Raw genomic sequence first — 16,414 nt, 5'->3', positions numbered from 1 at the left:
CTGGTCAGTCCCCGTCGGCAAAGGAGAAGCCGGAGGACAGGCCGATCGCGCCGCCATAACCATCGTTCAGTTTGGAGATCACGCCCTTGCCGTCCGCCAGCAGCGTATCGAGCTTTTTCCGCTCGGTTTCGTCTGCCACGGCCTTTTCGAGATCGGGCGTCACCTCTGTCGCAAGTTTTGCCATCGCCTTGAACTGCGCCTCGGCGGCGGCAACCACCGGCTTTTCCTTTTCCGGCAGAAGTTCGACCATGCGGGAGGTTACGAGCAGTTCGGCAAGTCCTTCGAGATTGGCCTTGATCGTCGGCCATGTGTTCTCAGAGCGCCAGAACAGCGCCTGTTTGGGAAATTTCGCCTTGTCTGCGCCCTTGTAGAAGGTTTCGATACGCTGGTCGCGCACGGCTTCCGACCCGTGCACGAGAATGCCCAGCAGGCCGGTGATCGCCTCGCCGCCGGTGCGGAAGACGGGATTGTCGGGGCCGGGAGCCTCCCAGGCCTGTTGGATACCGTCCGGTGCGTCCCAGATAGCCGCGACTTCGGCAGCCACATCGCCGACATTCTGCGCCACGCTCACACCGTACCGGCAGCGGAAATCGTTGCCGGTAGCGAGTGTTTCAGAGCCGGTGCCATAGAGCAGGAATTCCAGAGCGCCGAGCCCCTGCGTCGCGACGCTTTTGGTGGCGAGCGTCTTGGGATCGGTCGCCGTTTCGTCGGACCTCGCAAGCACGCTCTGCACCTGTTTCAGCCCCGTACTCTTGCGGTCGGGATAGAAGAGGATGCGCTCGAAGCGGTTCTGCTCGATGATCGGGCCGGTGCGGACGATCTCGATATGCGCCCAGCTGGCCGCGAGCGTGCCGAATCCGGCCTGCGCGGCCGCAAGGTTTGCGGCGCTCGGCGCCTCGCACAGTGTCTTCATCGTGCCGGCCATGCCGTCGGCGGACGTTTTCAAGGCGTTGTAACCAGGGCGAATGAAACCGTCGACGGCAGCCGTCATCACCTTTGTCACCGTCGCGGCCGGCAGCTCGACGGCCGGTGCCGCACCGGCCTCCTGCGCCTGTGCGCCGCCGGCGAAGGCAACCGCAATGATGGCTGGAGGAATGACGGCTGATGGGGCGAAGGCGATCAGGGCGGCGGCGAAGGTTCTGCACATCAGAGAGACTCCAGAAAGGTGAGGAGGGCCGTTCGATCCTGGCGGTCCATGCCTGCGAAACTGTCGCGCGCGGCCTGCGCCTCGCCGCCATGCCAGAGGATCGCCTCGGTCAGGTTGCGGGCACGTCCATCATGCAGGAAGAATGTGTGGTTGTTGACGGTTTTTGTGAGGCCGATGCCCCACAGCGGCTGGGTGCGCCATTCCTGCCCATTGGCGACACCCACCTGCTGGCCATCGGCAAGACCTTCACCCATGTCGTGCAGCAGGAAATCGGAATGGGGCCAGATCAGCTGGAAGGCATGCGCCTTGTTGCCGGCATCGCGGCGGGTGACGAATTTCGGCGTGTGGCAGGCGGTGCAGCCGGCCGCGTAGAACATCTCCTTGCCCTTCAGGACGGTCGGATCGTCGATGCCGCGGCGGGCGGGCACGGCGAGATTTTCAGAATAGAAGGTGACGAGCGGCAGCACGGGATCCGGCGCTTCGACCGGGCCAAGTCTCTCCTGCACACCGGTCGGCATGGCGAGACAGTCGGCCTGCGCCTTGGTGCAGTCACCGTGCGAGAAGGGATTGTCGGGGGTCGAAATGCCGATATCGCCGACAAAGGCCGATGACGTCTGGTCGCGGATCGTCGCATTCTGCGCCTTGAAGCCGAAGCGGCCGAGCTTCAACTCGCCGCTCAGGTGATCGCGCACGAAGGCCGGCTTGCCGGAAATGCCGTCGCCATCCTCGTCGTCGGGGTCGGCGTTGGCGAGAATGTCGGCCTCGTGGATCGCCTGGATGAGGCCCATGCCGATCATCGGTGGTGCGATGCGCGGCGACAGTGTCACGTCGCCTTCGAGCGGGCCGAAGCCCAGATTGGCGACCGAATAGCTCGGCTTGCGCAGGCTGACGGCCTCGCCATCGCCGAGCGTCACCGGGATCTCCTCGTAGGAAATTTCCATTCGGCCTTCGGATTTCAGGCCGGGAACCGCAAGATCCTGCAGCTGCTCGCCATAGACGGCATCGGGGAAGTTCACCTTGCGGTAATCGGCGATCGCCTCGCGCTCCTCATCCGTGCGGGCGGGGCGCGCAAGCCGTAAGAACATCGAGGTCGAATCGGCCGCGCCTTCCGGCGGATGGCCGCGGCCGTCCTTCAGGTGACAGCTCTGGCAGGCCCGCGCATTGAACAGCGGCCCCAATCCATCGGAGGCCTGGGTGGAGGAGGGGGCGGAGACCCACAGCTTGGTGAAGAGCGCATTGCCGAGCTTGAAATTTTCCTCTTCCGCGAAAGTGATGTTCGGCGAGAAATGTGAGAACGCGTCGCCATTGACGATCGCCTTCGTCGTTGCCGCACCTCCGGACATGGTCTCGAACTGCTCCGCCTTGGAAAAATCCTCCGTCGGCTTCGTCACTCGCTCGACGCGTTTGAGATCCTTCGGATTGAGGTCGGTTCTGGATGTGGGAATGAGTGCATCGCTGCCGGTGGCGATGAGCGGCGCAAGCACCAGCGCGCCGGAAAAGACAGGCAGCAGAAATGGCAAGCCTCTGAATGTGCCCATGGCAAACCGGGCCTCGCGGTCGAGCGAGGCCCGCCTTTTCATCAATTATTGAAAGACAGCGTCAGGATTATCGAGGCTGTCGGAACCTTCAAGCGCGATCGTGCCGAGATCCAGCGACGCAATGACGCGCTCGATCGTCCTGGTCTGGTCGATCAGCCCATCGATCGCCTTCTGCACCACCGCATTGCCCTCGGTGTTGTTCTCGCCGATCATCTGGTCATAGGCTTCGACCTTCTGCGCACGGTCTGCCATCGCATTCATGGCGGAAAGCGTCGCATCGAGCTTGCCTTTCATCTCGGTATCGAGCGCCTTGTCCTTGGCGACCACGAGATCCGAGACGGATGGGCCGGTCATCCTGGTGCCGTCGACACGGGTATATTCGCCCGTATAGGCGGACTTGATGCCCACCGCATCGTTCAGGTGCGAGGCATGGGTGTTGTCGGAGAAGCAGTCATGCTCTTCTTCCGGGTCGTGCAGCAATACGCCGAGCTTCATGCGCTCGCCGGCAAGTTCGCCATAGGAAAGCGAACCCATGCCGGTGAGGATGGCGGTCAGCCCCGCCTTGCCATCAGCCTCGACATTCTTTGCCGCTTCGCCGTCCGGCGCCCAGGCGGTGACCATTTCCTTGAGGTCGGAAACCAGCAGGGTGGAGGCCGCCTTCAGATAGGCGGCGCGGCGGTCGCAATTGCCGTTGGTGCAATTGGCCTTGTCGTAGTCGGTATAGGGCCGTTCGCCGGAACCGGCTTCGGTGCCGTGCAGGTCCTGTCCCCAGAGCAGGAACTCGATCGCGTGATAGCCGGTCGCCACATTGGCCTCGATCTCGCCGGCCTCGTTGAGGCCACGGATCGCGTCCGGAGTGATCGCGGTCAGATCGATTGCTTCGCCATTGATCTCGATCTTTGGGTTGGCGATGACATTGGCGGTGTAGAGCGCATTCTCGTCGCTCTCCGTGCCGTAGGACGGATCGACATAGTCGATCAGGCCCTCATCCAGCGGCCAGGCGTTGACCTTGCCTTCCCACTCGTCGACGAGCGGATTGCCGAAGCGATAGACTTCCGATTGCTGGTAGGGAACGCGCGCTGCGATCCAGGCGGCTTTCGCGGCTTTCAGCGTGTCTTCGCCAGGCGTTGCAATCAGGGCGTCGATCGCCTTGTCGAGCGCTTGCGCCGTCGTCAGCGAGTCCTCGTATTTCGCATGCGCCAATTCGGCATAGTGCTTCAGCACGGCTTCAGGCGTAGTCTCTGCGCGGGCAGGTATCGCCGTGAAAGCCGTGGAAGCGGCAAACAGCGCCATCCCGGCGCCGATCAGGGTTTTGCGGATCATGTCCCTCTCCTTCGCGGCATCGATCCCACGAGCCGCTTGAAGAGATTTCTTCGCGCGAAATAAAACTAGTGTCAAATGTTCTAGTTTAGAACCATTTGAATCTATGGTTGATCTCTGGCTGGCAAAATCAAACCTTGCGTTGCATACGACAGAAAAAGAATCCGTCCGTATCGGTACTTGCGGGCGTCAGTGTAATAGTGCCCGCATCCGTAGCGCGTGGAAGCGGGGCTGACGCACCGAAGATTTTCTGCCAATGCGGCATCGCCGAGGCAATCGAAAACTCGGGATTGTCGGCGCAGAAACGCTCAGCCTGGCGATCGTTCTCTTCCGGCAGGACGGAACAGGTGACATAGAGCAGCGCGCCGCCCGGCTTGACGAAGCGTGCGGCTTCGCCGAGTGCGTCCTGCTGCTGTGAAACCCGTTCGTCGAGGTTCTTGCTCGTCAGCCGCCACTTGGTGTCAGGACGCCGGCGCCATGTACCGGTGCCGGTGCAGGGGGCATCGACGAGGACCGCGTCGAGTTTGCCCACCATTGCATCGAGCTGGCGCGGGTCGTCATGGACCTGCACGTTGCGGGTACCGGCACGGCGCAGGCGCTCGATGATCGGCGCCAGGCGCTTGCGATCGGCGTCATAGGCATGCACCTGGCCCTTGTTGTTCATGGCGGCCGACATGGCGAGCGTCTTGCCGCCGCCGCCGGCGCAATAGTCGAGCACCTGGTCGTGTTCGCCTGGCTGCACCAGATCTGCGACGATCTGCGAGCCTTCGTCCTGCACCTCGAACCAGCCCTTCTGGAAGGAAAGTTCTGCCGTCACGTTCGGCAGACGCGATGCGCCTTCGCCGGCGGCGACGCGAATACCGTTGCGGGCGATGGTCGCAGGCTTGGCCCCGGCGCGTTCCAGCGCCTTGACCACCTTGTCGCGATTGGCCTTCAGCGTGTTGGCGCGCAGGTCGAGCGTCGGGCGCTCGGCAAGCGCCTTGGCTTCCGCAAGCCAGTTATCGCCGAAATTGGTTTCGAACGAGGCCTGTACCCAGTCCGGAATGTCGCCCTGGACATGCAGGGGCGCGTCTTCCAGCTTGCGGCTCATGAAAGCGGCGGCCTGGGCGTCGGTCAGGGCGGGCGGCGCGAACTTGTCTTCGGTGAATTCGGCGGCAAGCGTTTCGGTCGTGAAACCCCACTGGCGCAAAAGAACCGCATAGGCGAGTGCCACGGGGCTTTCGTCATCCATCAGGAAGGCGTGGGAAAGACGCATGCGCAATGCGTCGTAGACGATGTTGCCGATGGCCGCACGGTCGCCGGATCCGGCGAAACGATGGGCAAGGCCCCAGTCCTTCAATGCATCCGCCACCGGGCGTTTGCGCGCTTCGATATCTGCCAGAACCTCGATTGCTCCAGCTACTCGGCCGCCCAGTCGCATGTCATGTCTCCGTGTCGGTTGAACCCGTATGGAGCTGCAAGTACCTGCGATTGGCCGATAGGGCAAGGGGCAGGCGCGTTTGCCTGCGCCCCTGGTCAGGCTCGTCCGCTGTTAGCCGTCGATGCCCTTGATACCCTTGCCGGCGACCTTCTGGTTGTCGGCGATGATCTGATAACAGACCTGCGCGGTGCCCGAACTGACCATGCCGATGTTGGCGGCCGCAGCCTTGGAAACATCGATGACACGTCCGCGGATGAACGGGCCGCGATCGTTGATGCGAACGATGACGCTTTTGCCGTTGCGCTTGTTGGTGACCAGCACCTTGGTGCCGAAGGGCAGCGAGCGATGTGCCGCCGTCAACTTGGCAGGATTCATGCGCTCACCCGAAGCGGTCTTGGAGGTGAGTGCGTACCAGGAAGCGTGTCCGCATCCGGGCGCAGCATTCGCCGGTGCGGAGCCGAGTAGTGCAAAAGCAGCAATGGCGGCCGCGGCGGCAGTCGAGTTTCTGAATTTTCTCAAACCGGTCGTCCCCGTCGTTTAGTCCCTGCACGTCGTGTGCTGAAGGGCTAAGGCAGGGCGAAAAATGGCGAAAAAGTGGGGCTGGAAATCACGGAATGTTAAAATATGTAACATTTGTGATTAGATTGCCGCCGGTATTTTTAATGAGCCGGATAATCAATATTGGAATAAAACCTTATGAATCAGTCATTAGTCGGAACTATGTTCCCGAGGGCGCCATCCGCGACGCCGATCACGAAAACAGGCGAAAAAAATTTATCGTCGCACGGGGGTTTCCGCCCAAATTGGACAGATAATGTGGCGAACTGCCGTAGGAATTAAGAAATATTAACCTGCGGAGCGGCCTGGGATGGAAATTTCAACCGTTTCGACGGCTGCAATTCAGCCCTTCCAGGCGCCATCGGCCCACATCTGGGCCAGCGAAATCCGGTAGTTCGGGAAGCGGAATTCGAAGCCGAGTTCGCGGATTTTTGCGTTCGAGACGCGCTTGTTGGCGCCGTAAAAGGAGCGCGCCATCGGCGTCATCTCGGCGGTGTCGAAATCGACTTCCGGCGGCGGTGCCACATCCATCAGCCGGGCGGCCTCGACGATCACGTCCTGCGGCGGGCAGGGCTCGTCGTCTGTGACATTGTAGAGACCGGAAAGCTTGCGCCCGGCGAGGAACAGCGTGGCCGCGCCGATGTCCTCGACACGGATACGGTTGAACACCTGGTCCTTCTTTATGATACGGCGCGCACTGCCGCGATCGAGATTGACGAAGGCATTGCGGCCGGGACCGTAGATGCCGGATAGCCTAAGGGCCGCAACCGGCACGCCGGCCTTTCGGCCTTCTTCCGCCCACGCCTCTTCCGTATCGACCCGCTCGATCGACCTGCCGAGGATCGGGCTTCCGGGCGTCTCTTCCGTCACCCAGCCGCCGCCGTGATCGCCATAGACGCCGACGGTCGACAGATAGCCGATCCATTCGAGCTTCGGGCAAAGCGCGGCAAGGCGGCCGGCAACGAGTTTCAAAAGCGGATCGTGATCCTTGCCGGGCGGGATCGACTGGATGAGATGGGTGACGCCCTTCATGGCTTCCTCGAGCGCCGGGCCGAAGGTGCTGCCGTCGAAGATGAACGGCGTGATGCCCTCCGCAGCAAGCGCCTGCGAGCCTTCCGGTGTGCGGACGGTGCCGGAAACCGAAAAACCTAGGGTCGAGAATGCCCTGGCGATCGCCTTGCCCGAATATCCGCATCCGAAGATTATCGCCGTCATCCGTTCACTCCTGCCATCTGCCATTCGCGGCGCACGTCTTCATCATTATCGTCTGCCCGACCGTATGCGAATGCGGCAAAGGCGTCATCGTCCATCAGCCGTTTCAACGCCCAAATGGACATGGCGCGCACGACGGGCGAGGCATCCTCGGCAAGGGTGAGGCATTGCGGGATGAGTGTCGCATCGCCGGAATTGCCGGCGGCGATCAGCACGTTGCGGACGAACCGGTCGCGACCGATGCGCTTGACGGGCGAACCGGAGAAGAAGGTGCGGAAGGCCGGATCGTCGAGCGTCAGCAGGAAAGCGATCGACGGCTCCTTCAGGTCCTCGCGTGCCTGAAGCTTCATCTCGGATGCGCTGGCAGCGAACTTGTTCCACGGACAGGCCGACAGACAGTCGTCGCAGCCATAGATGCGGTTGCCGATCATCGGCCTTAATTCCGGGTCGATCGGCCCCTTGTGCTCGATCGTCAGATAGGAAATGCAGCGTCGCGCATCGATCCGGTAGGGTGCCGGGAAGGCTGCGGTCGGGCAGGCGTCGAGACAGGCGCGGCAGGAGCCGCAATGATCCTTTTCGCGCGCATCGATCTCAAGCTCGGCGGTGGTGAACAGGCTGCCGAGAAACAGCCAGGAGCCATGCGTGCGAGAAACAAGGTTGGTATGCTTGCCCTGCCAGCCGAGGCCGGCGGCTTCCGCCAGCGGCTTTTCCATCACCGGCGCGGTATCGACGAAGACTTTCACATCCTCGCCGGCGCGTGCGGCAAAGCGCGTGGCTATCTCCTTCAGCCGTCCCTTGATGACGTCGTGATAGTCGCGATTGCGGGCGTAGACGGAAATCGCCGCCTTGTCCTTGCATGCCTGAAGATAGCGGGGGTCTTCCTCCGGTCCGTAATTGAGGCCGAACATGACGATCGAGCGCACCTCGCTCCACAGCACTTTCGGATCGGCGCGACGTTCTTGTGTCTCCGCCATCCACTCCATCGTGCCGTGATGCTGGTCGTCGAGGAAGGTCGCCAGCCGTTCGGGTGCGCGCGGAATGCTGTCGGGCAGGGTAATGCGACAGAGGTCGAAGCCTTGCGCTGCCGCTTCCTCGCGGATGAAGGCGGAAAGCTTTTCGCGGCGGATGCGCGCCTTCTCGTTCGCCCGTTCAAGCGCTTTTTCGTCCCCTTCGGGCGTGGCGCTAGAAATCGAGGTCCGCATAGTGGGAAACCGGGGTAATGCCGCGAATGCGCTCGGCAAGCAGCGGACGGAAAGAAGGACGCGATTTCAGCCGCTGGTACCAGTCCTTGGCGATCGGGAATTCCGCCCATTCGATCTCGCCGAGGTAATCGAGCACGGAAATCGATGCGGCGGCGGCAAGGTCGGCATAGCTCAGGCGGTCGCCGGCAAGCCATGGCCGCGAGCCGGACAGCCAGGAGAGATACTTCATGTGCTGGCGGATATTGGCGCGCGACGTGCGCAGTGCCTTGCTGTCCGGTGCGCCGCCGCCTTGGGCTGCGGTCATCTGCAGCTTGTAGACGCGCTCGCGGGTGAGCGGACGTGTGACGTCCTGCTCCATTTTCTGCAGGAACCATTCCGTCAGCCGGCGGATCTCGGCGCGGTGCCATGGATCTTCGGCGAGCAACCGGCGCTCGCGCTTCAGAACACCATGCGTCTCGTCGAGAAATTCGAGCAGCACAGAAGGGCCGCACAGCACCCGCATGCTGTCATCGACATAGACCGGAAGTGTCGCCGCCGGATTGAGACTGAGGAACTCCCGGCGCTTTTCCCACGGCTGCTCCTCGACGAGATCGGCCTGAAATCCATATTCTGCCAAAATCAGGCGTACAAATCGCGAAGCAGACGACATGGGGTGATGGTAAAGGGTGGGCATCGGGATTTGGGCTTTGTCTATAGTGAAATGGGATTGGACAGGGCTGTTTCACGCCCGTCAGACATAAATCAGCTATACGGATTTGGTAGGGCCGACACAAGCAAGCGACCACAAACTGCGGGCCTGTTTCAAATTGCCTGTATTTTCTCAGCAAAGGATTAAGAAGAGTGGATCAACCGATCATCAGCGCCCTTGTGCTTGGCATTATCGAGGGGCTTACGGAATTCCTGCCGGTGTCCTCCACCGCTCACGTTCTTCTCGCAGGCCATTTCCTCGGCTTTCAATCTCCAGGCAATACATTCGCGGTGCTGATCCAATTGGGTGCGATCCTCGCCATTCTTCTTGTCTATGCGCAAAAGCTGATTTCGATCGCCTGCTCTTTGCCGACCAGCGCGCAATCGCGCCGCTTCGTTCTGGTCGTGCTGATGGGCTTTCTGCCGGCCGCCATCATCGGTGCTCTTGCCCATGACTTCATCAAGTCGGTGCTGTTCGAAACCCCGGTGCTGATCTGTGTCATGCTGATCGTCGGCGGTTTCATCCTGCTTGCGGTCGATCGGATGAAGTTCGAGCCGAAGTATCATGACGTGATGGATTACCCGGTGTCGCTGGCGATCAAGATCGGCTTCTGCCAGTGCCTCGCGATGATCCCCGGCACGTCGCGTTCCGGTGCGACCATCGTTGGTGCGCTGCTGCTCGGTGCCGACAAGCGCTCGGCGGCGGAATACTCTTTCTTCCTCGCCATGCCGACCATGGTCGGCGCCTTCACGCTGGATCTGATCAAGAACGGCAACATGCTGAGCGCCGATGACGGCCTCATCATCGGAATCGGCTTCGTCGCGTCCTTCGTCACGGCGATCTTCGTCGTCCGCTCTCTCCTGGATTTCATTTCGAGCCGCGGCTACGCACCGTTTGCCTATTGGCGCATCATCGTCGGGGCGATCGGCCTCGTGGCGCTTCTGACGGGCGCATGATGCGCGCTGCCTTTCAGGCGTGGCAAAGAAAAGGGCGGCCCGTTGGCCGCCCTTTTTTGGATCAGTTCGGGATCGACGCCGTGCTGCTGCAGGGGTCGACGCCATAGGCCGGAGCGCAATTGGCCTTGCCGCTGGCGGCCGTCTGGGGCGCCATGAACGAGCCTGCGAGAATGACGAGTGCTGCACATGCAAAGAAAAGGGCGATAGGCTTGCCCATGAAGACGCCTTTCAGAAGAAAACGGGTGTCGCCACCGGCCGATTGAGTGGGTTCGATGTATTGGCCGCCGACACCGAATTCAATATCGGTTTTTGCTAAACCCACGGTTAACGCAAGGACTTGGGCGAGTGAGGTTTTCGTGCCACAGGCGTGGGCATCGGGATGCACAATCCCGATGCGAAAGGCGTTGCTGCCTTATCGGTGAGCAGTGTTCAGGCGGCCTTGCCACTGCCGGTATACTGGCCCTGCGGACGGAAATGCACGAGATAGGACGCGAGGATGGAGCCCGGCGTGACCGGACGGATGCCGATGCCGGCGAGCGTGCGGCCTTCCTGCGTCGCTGCTTCGGAAACGACATTGTCGGTTTTCAGCAGTTCCACCTGATCTGCGGTGATCGGCGGGGCGACAAACGGGATCAGAGAAGCAAGGTTGCCGATCATCGAGGCGACACCGAAGGGCAGCGAAACGAGCGCGCGCTTGCGGTTGGTCACGCGCAGCACCGTTTCGAGACAGTCGCGGAAGGTCATGACTTCGGCGCCGCCGAGTTCATAGGTCTTGGCCGCCGCGATCGTGCCGTCGACGGACCGGCCGACCACTTCGGCGACATCCTCGACATAGACCGGCTGCAGCTTCGTCTTGCCGCCGCCGATCAAAGGCAGGGCGGGCAGGCTGCGGGCCATGCCGGCGAACTTGTTGAAGAAATTGTCTTCCGGTCCGAACACGATCGACGGACGCAGGATGACGGCATCCGGCAGAAGCGACTTGACGGCCTCTTCTGCGCGCCCCTTGCTCTTTGCATAGGACGAACCGGAATTGACGTCGGCGCCGATGGCCGAGATATGCGTCAGCTTCGCGCCGGCAGCGTTGGCGGCTTCGGCAACGGAACGGCCACCGAAATCCTGCACCGCATCGAACGTGTTGCGGCCGCTTTCGAACAGGATGCCGACACAGTTGATGACGTGGTCTGCTCCCTTGACGGCGCGATCGACCGACTGGCGATTGCGGATATTGGCCTGCACGAGTGCGATCTGGCCGACATAGCCGGCCGGCAGCACGAAGCCCGCGAGGTCGGGGCGGCGCACGGCGACACGGACGCGATAACCACGCTTGGCGAGTGTTCGAACGACATGGCGCCCGACGAAACCGGATCCTCCGAACACGGTGACGAGCGGCGGAAGATTGTTCACGGTCATGGTCTGCTCCGGAATGGGCCTGTGGCGGGTTGTCGCACCTTCTTAGCCGAAACGCCCTGTCAGGTGAAGGGCTTGCATGCTCGCTTCGGCTGCAATCTGCATGCCCCATGACCGCAGGATGCCGGCATCCTTGCATTGATCCTGCGCAAATGGCCGATCAAAAACCGGTTTAACGGACGGTTGCGCTTACAGTCCTTCGACCACCACCATTTCCGCGTCCGCGACCTCCTGGCGAATTTTTGCGGCGATCTGGTATTCGGGCGAATTGTAGCAGTCGACGGCGGCCTGCATCGACGGGAATTCGATCACCACATTGCGCACCCGCGCCGTGCCTTCGAGCTCTGTCATCGGCCCGCCGCGGGCGAGGAAATTGGCGCCGTATTTCTCGAATGCCACCTTGGCGGCGGTGACGTAATCCTTGTATCGCTCGGGGTCGTGCACATCGACGCGGGCGATCCAGTATCCCTTGGCCATGAAATTTCCTCCTCCTCGGTTATGATCGGATCAGGAGTTCGGGCGAATCGGGAGACAAGTCAATATGAGGCATTCCGCAATCCTTGGTCTGGCTGGTGCCATGCTGGCCGCATCCGTGTCGTTTCTCGCCGGGGCATCTGGTGCCGCGGCGGCGCAGTGCCCCGCAAATGTGATGGACGCCTTGCGTGCGCCGGCAGGCAAGGATGCCAAGCCGGTGCAGATCAACTGCGATGTCGCGTTGAACAAGAATGACACGATCGCACAACGCATCGTCTTCACCGGCAGCCGGGCATCGGGTTCTGTGTTCGATTGCAACGGCGCGATGATCGATGGCAGCGGTGCCAAAGGGCGCACGGTGCTGATCCAGTCGCGCAAGGGCAAGGACGGCAAGTGGGATGTGCCGACCGATATCACCGTCCGCAACTGCCGCATCAAGGGCGATCTGCGCATCGTCGGCCTCGGCCACAACGGTCAGGCGAAGGAGGTGAAGGCTTCCTCCAACCGGGATGGGCACACCGAGCGCGCACAAGCCGCGGCGCCGACCGGTATCCTGCTCGACAACCTGACCTTTTCCGGCAGTGTCGGCGTGGCGCTCTATCTCGCACCGGGCGTCACCGACGTGACGCTGCAGAATTCGCGCTTTACCGGCAAGGCAAGCTCGACAGTCGTCTATCTGGATGCGGAATCGGCGCGCAACACGATCATCGGCAACACGTTTTCGGCGCGGCCGGAATGGCGCGAGGTCCTGGCCGTCGACGGCTCGGCCGACAATCGCATCGAGAACAATACCTTCGTCAATGCCTATTCCGGCGGGATCTATCTCTATCGCAACTGCGGCGAGGGCGGCACGTTCCGCCACCAGTCTCCGCGCGGCAATGTCATCAGCGGCAACACGTTCCGCTATGATCTGCCGGTGGCGCGTCCGGCTGTGTGGATCGGCAGTCGACAGGGCCTGAGTGTCTTCAACAGCTACTGCCTGGTCCAGCCGAAAATGCTGCTCGGCAGTCTCGACCACAATGACGGTGCCACAAACAATACCGTCACAAGCAACCGGCTTATCGGCGCATCGCAGAACCTGATCGTCGACGAAGGCAGCCGCAACCGCGTCTCCAACAATCGGTAGACGCGGTTGGGAGCAGGGCTGGCTTAGAGAACTGCCTGCATCTCGGCAAGGATTGCCTGTGCGGCGGCCTTCGGATCGGCAGCCTTGACGATCGGGCGGGCGACGACAAGGTGGGTCGAGCCGTTCCTGAGGGCATCGCCCGGCGTGACGACGCGCTTCTGGTCGCCGGCGTCCGAGCCGGTTGGGCGGATGCCGGGGGTGACGATCGCCATGGTCGAGCCGACGATGGTGCGCACGGCAGCGGATTCCTCGGCCGAGCAGACGATGCCACCCATGCCGGCATCGCGCGCCTGTTGCGCGCGGGTGCGGACGAGCTGCTCCGGTGTCTGGGCATAGCCCGCTTCCGTCACGTCGGCCGCATCCATCGAGGTGAGCACGGTAACGCCGAGCAGGCAGAGGTCGGAACCCCTGGCGGCTTCGACTGCGGCGCGCATGGCCTTCGGATAGGCGTGCAGCGTCAGCATGGTCATGCCCATCTTGGCGATGTTCTCGACGCCCTTCGCCACCGTGTTGTCGATGTCGAGGAGCTTCATGTCGAGAAAGACGTTCTTGCCGTCCTTGGCGAGGTCGCGGGCGAATTCCAGGCCGCCGGCAAAGGCCAGCTGATAGCCGATCTTGTAGAAGGAGACGGTATCGCCGAGGGTGGTTACCATCTTCTCGGCTTCCGCAACGGTCGGGATGTCGAGGCCCACGATCAGTCGGTCACGCGCTTGCATGTTCTTCAGTCTCCCTTCCATGTTTCGATGGGGGTCCAGTCGCACGAGACGGCACGATCCGCAAGAGTGAAGCGGAAGAGATTGCCGCCGCCGCCTTTCTGGTCCTCGGCGCGGGAGATTGGGACCTGCCTCAGGTGGCATTTCAGAAGCGTGCCGACGCCGCCATGGCCGACGAAGGCGATCGGCAGGGAAGGGTCGTGATCGGCGAGGATTGTCTCTACCGCCGAGACGATGCGGGCCTGTGCCTGCGCAGCCATCTCCCAGCCCCTGAAGCTCTCCGTCGGGTTGGCAAAGAACCAGTCGGCGGCCGCCTCGAATTGCGGCGGCGGCAGGAAGCCTGTGGCGGAGCGGTCGTTCTCGTGCATGTTCTCGACGATCTCGGTCTTTACGCCGGCGGCGAGGGCAATGATTTCGGCGGTCTCGATCGCCTTGGTTTCGTCGCTTGCGATGATCCGTCCGAGCGATCCCGCCCAGGGGAGTGATGCGGCCTGCTCGGCGCGTTGCTGCCCGACATCCGACAGGCCCCAACGCGGTACCGGTACGTCCGGGTCGATGCGCACCTGCGGATGGGTGATGTAGAGGCCGAATGTCATGGCGCAGGGCTCCGTTCGCGGGTCGATGGCGACCCGCTTAAAGCGGCCGGATGACGCCGGTATGAAAGATCAGGGGCGGGTGTAGGTCCACAGCTGCGCCGGCGGGATGTTGCGCACGACGAAGTCGTAATGCTTGATCTTGTAGCGGTCCGGGTTGGCGATGATCGGCGAGACCGGGCCATAGGTGATCTGGATGACGGGCCGGCCGGCCGGCATCCGGTTGAGCAGGTCTTCCAGAAGCGCGATGCGGCTTTCCATCGGAAAGCTCAGCAGCGGGATGGCACAGACCACGCTGTCGAAGATCACCGAATTCTTCTCGCCGAGCGTGCGGCTGAGATCGAACGCATCGCCATTGATGAAATGGACGCCGTGATAGGTCTTGATCAGGTTCTGGTAGAAATCCGTCGAATACTCGACGGAGACGAGATTTTCCGGTGCAACGCCGCGTTCCAGGATCGCCTTGGTGATGACGCCGGTGCCGGGACCGAGTTCGAGGACCGGAAGGCCGGAGGATGTATCGATGACGCTCGCCATGCGCTTGGCGGTGATGGAGGAGGTGGGGCAGATCGCGCCGACGCTTTTAGGGCCATCCATCCAGCCTTTGAAGAAACGGATTTCCTCGTCGAACTTGCGGCCGAGCCGTTCCTTCAAGCGTAATTCCATCTGGTCACCCTCTCTATTGTTATCTGTCTATCTGGTCGTCCATCCGGCAGGATCAAGACGTATGACGCAAAAGTCAGCAAGAATGTCGCAATCGGAAAACGGCATAAAAAAGGCGGCTCGGAATTCCCGGCCGCCTGATTGGTTTTATACGCGCATCGGCATCAACACGTAGAGCGCATCGTCGCCCGCCGTGTCGCGGACGAGGGTGGGAGACCCGGCATCCGCCAGCATGAAGATCGCATCGTCGCCGGAAAGCTGCGAAGTGATGTCGAGCAGGTATTTGGCGTTGAAACCGATTTCCATCGCGTCGTTTTCATAACCGACCGCGACTTCCTCCGTGGCGCTGCCCGAATCCGGGTTGTTGACCGTCAGCATTAGCTGGCCTTCGGTCAGCGACAGCTTGACCGCGCGGCCGCGCTCCGAAGAAATGGTCGAGACGCGGTCGACGGCCTTGGCGAAGGTCTGGCAATCGACGCGCATTTCCTTGTCGTTGCCGGTCGGGATGACGCGCTGGTAATCCGGGAACGTGCCGTCGATCAGCTTCGATGTCATGATGATGTCGGCGATCGACAGGCGGATCTTGGCGTCGGACACTTCTACCGTGACCAGGGCTTCCGGGTCATCGACGAGTTTCTGCAGTTCGCCGACCGTCTTGCGCGGAATGATGATGCCCGGCATGCCTTCAGAACCCGAAGGCGCCTCGACATCGGCGCGCGCCAGACGGTGACCATCGGTGGCAACGGCGCGCAGCTTCAGGTCGCCGCCGGCCTCGATCGTGTGGAAGAAGATGCCGTTCAGGTAATAGCGGGTTTCCTCGGTCGAGATCGCGAACTGGGTGCGATCGATCAGCATCTTGAGGTCGGTCGCCTTCAGCTTGAACGTATGGCTGAAAGAGCCGGCGGTCAGATCCGGGAAGTCTGTTTCCGGCAGGCACTGCAGCGAGAACTTGGAGCGGCCGGACTGCACCGTCATCGTTCCGCCGTCCGGTGTCGTCGCCAGCAGCACTTCGGAACCATCCGGCAGCTTGCGGACGATTTCATAGAGAAGGTGGGCGGGAACCGTCGTTGCGCCGGCGGTCTCGACCATGGCCGGAACGCTTTCGGTGATCTCCAGGTCGAGGTCGGTTGCCTTCAACTCGACATTGGCGCCGGAAGCGCGCATCAGGACGTTGGAGAGGATCGGGATTGTGTTGCGGCGTTCTACCACGCGGTGAACGTGGCTCAACGATTTCAGAAGATTGGACCGCTCGAGAGTAATACGCATGGACTCAACCGCTTTCGACCTGGGCGTCCCGCAAGGCGGGTCGCCTGATATTCTTCGGCTCGATGAGAGCCGCATTAAGTGGACGGGCAACTTGGCAGAGATCGGGCTTTGAAGGCAAGAGCAGAAGCGCT

The 16,414-nt window shown here is 61.8% G+C and carries 17 protein-coding genes; 2 read left to right on the top strand and 15 right to left on the bottom strand.

The genetic code is table 11. From position 1 onward, the window contains the following. Positions 1-4: 4 nt before the first annotated feature. From AC0JZ4_RS04085 to AC0JZ4_RS04050, 8 genes are all read right to left on the bottom strand, one after another. Complete coding sequence (locus AC0JZ4_RS04085; RefSeq protein ID WP_471885168.1) at positions 5-1,147, bottom strand: imelysin family protein; 1,143 nt, start codon at positions 1,145-1,147, stop codon at positions 5-7. Next, complete coding sequence (locus AC0JZ4_RS04080) at positions 1,147-2,685, bottom strand: di-heme oxidoreductase family protein (RefSeq protein WP_471885167.1); 1,539 nt, start codon at positions 2,683-2,685, stop codon at positions 1,147-1,149. The genes AC0JZ4_RS04085 and AC0JZ4_RS04080 overlap by 1 nt, the downstream gene beginning before the upstream one ends. A gap of 45 nt (positions 2,686-2,730) precedes the next feature. Next, positions 2,731-4,008, bottom strand: coding sequence for an imelysin family protein (locus AC0JZ4_RS04075; protein WP_471885166.1), 1,278 nt, complete (start codon positions 4,006-4,008; stop codon positions 2,731-2,733). 127 nt (positions 4,009-4,135) lie between these two features. Next, on the bottom strand, positions 4,136-5,425 hold the full coding sequence (locus tag AC0JZ4_RS04070; RefSeq protein WP_471885165.1) for an RsmB/NOP family class I SAM-dependent RNA methyltransferase: 1,290 nt from the start codon (positions 5,423-5,425) through the stop codon (positions 4,136-4,138). A 111-nt stretch (positions 5,426-5,536) separates the two neighbouring features. After that, positions 5,537-5,944 (bottom strand): septal ring lytic transglycosylase RlpA family protein, encoded by a 408-nt coding sequence (locus tag AC0JZ4_RS04065; protein ID WP_471885164.1) that lies wholly within the window; start codon positions 5,942-5,944, stop codon positions 5,537-5,539. A 381-nt stretch (positions 5,945-6,325) separates the two neighbouring features. Further along, positions 6,326-7,198: an SDR family oxidoreductase gene (locus AC0JZ4_RS04060; RefSeq protein WP_471885163.1), complete on the bottom strand. Its 873-nt coding sequence runs from the start codon at positions 7,196-7,198 to the stop codon at positions 6,326-6,328. Continuing rightward, positions 7,195-8,397 (bottom strand): tRNA epoxyqueuosine(34) reductase QueG, encoded by a 1,203-nt coding sequence (gene queG, locus AC0JZ4_RS04055; RefSeq protein ID WP_471885162.1) that lies wholly within the window; start codon positions 8,395-8,397, stop codon positions 7,195-7,197. Before queG ends, AC0JZ4_RS04060 begins: the two co-directional genes overlap by 4 nt. Beyond that, a complete protein-coding gene (locus AC0JZ4_RS04050; protein WP_471885161.1) occupies positions 8,378-9,070 on the bottom strand; it encodes a glutathione S-transferase family protein in 693 nt (230 codons plus the stop codon). The genes queG and AC0JZ4_RS04050 overlap by 20 nt, the downstream gene beginning before the upstream one ends. Before the next feature lie 167 nt (positions 9,071-9,237). Between AC0JZ4_RS04050 and AC0JZ4_RS04045 the strand changes: the two genes are divergently transcribed. Then, entirely contained in the window at positions 9,238-10,041 is an 804-nt protein-coding gene (locus AC0JZ4_RS04045) for an undecaprenyl-diphosphate phosphatase (RefSeq protein ID WP_471885160.1), read from the top strand. A 61-nt stretch (positions 10,042-10,102) separates the two neighbouring features. Here the strand turns inward: AC0JZ4_RS04045 and AC0JZ4_RS04040 are convergent, their stop codons facing one another. From AC0JZ4_RS04040 to AC0JZ4_RS04030, 3 genes are all read right to left on the bottom strand, one after another. Then, on the bottom strand, positions 10,103-10,363 hold the full coding sequence (locus AC0JZ4_RS04040) for a hypothetical protein (RefSeq protein WP_471887939.1): 261 nt from the start codon (positions 10,361-10,363) through the stop codon (positions 10,103-10,105). 107 nt (positions 10,364-10,470) lie between these two features. Then, complete coding sequence (locus AC0JZ4_RS04035) at positions 10,471-11,451, bottom strand: complex I NDUFA9 subunit family protein (RefSeq protein WP_471885159.1); 981 nt, start codon at positions 11,449-11,451, stop codon at positions 10,471-10,473. A gap of 186 nt (positions 11,452-11,637) precedes the next feature. Beyond that, a complete protein-coding gene (locus AC0JZ4_RS04030; RefSeq protein WP_471885158.1) occupies positions 11,638-11,925 on the bottom strand; it encodes a DUF1330 domain-containing protein in 288 nt (95 codons plus the stop codon). Positions 11,926-11,989: 64 nt separating this feature from the next. On the opposite strand from AC0JZ4_RS04030, the gene AC0JZ4_RS04025 reads away from it, so the two are divergent. After that, on the top strand, positions 11,990-13,048 hold the full coding sequence (locus AC0JZ4_RS04025; protein WP_471885157.1) for a right-handed parallel beta-helix repeat-containing protein: 1,059 nt from the start codon (positions 11,990-11,992) through the stop codon (positions 13,046-13,048). A gap of 23 nt (positions 13,049-13,071) precedes the next feature. Here the strand turns inward: AC0JZ4_RS04025 and pyrF are convergent, their stop codons facing one another. From pyrF to dnaN, 4 genes are all read right to left on the bottom strand, one after another. After that, the gene (gene pyrF, locus AC0JZ4_RS04020) at positions 13,072-13,764 is read right to left on the bottom strand and encodes an orotidine-5'-phosphate decarboxylase (RefSeq protein WP_471885156.1); all 693 of its coding nucleotides are present in this window, start codon (positions 13,762-13,764) and stop codon (positions 13,072-13,074) included. 5 nt (positions 13,765-13,769) lie between these two features. Then, positions 13,770-14,357 carry a histidine phosphatase family protein gene (locus tag AC0JZ4_RS04015; RefSeq protein ID WP_471885155.1) on the bottom strand — a complete coding sequence of 196 codons (588 nt, stop codon included), beginning with the start codon at positions 14,355-14,357 and terminating at the stop codon, positions 13,770-13,772. Between the two features lie 69 nt (positions 14,358-14,426). Continuing rightward, entirely contained in the window at positions 14,427-15,020 is a 594-nt protein-coding gene (pmtA, locus tag AC0JZ4_RS04010; protein WP_471885154.1) for a phospholipid N-methyltransferase PmtA, read from the bottom strand. Positions 15,021-15,164: 144 nt separating this feature from the next. Then, positions 15,165-16,283 (bottom strand): DNA polymerase III subunit beta, encoded by a 1,119-nt coding sequence (dnaN, locus tag AC0JZ4_RS04005; RefSeq protein WP_471885153.1) that lies wholly within the window; start codon positions 16,281-16,283, stop codon positions 15,165-15,167. Positions 16,284-16,414 lie beyond the last annotated feature (131 nt).

This window comes from [Rhizobium] kunmingense (genome assembly GCF_977018605.1).
The sequence above is the reverse complement of the archived record's forward strand: the minus strand, read 5'-3'. Positions and strand labels throughout refer to the sequence as shown.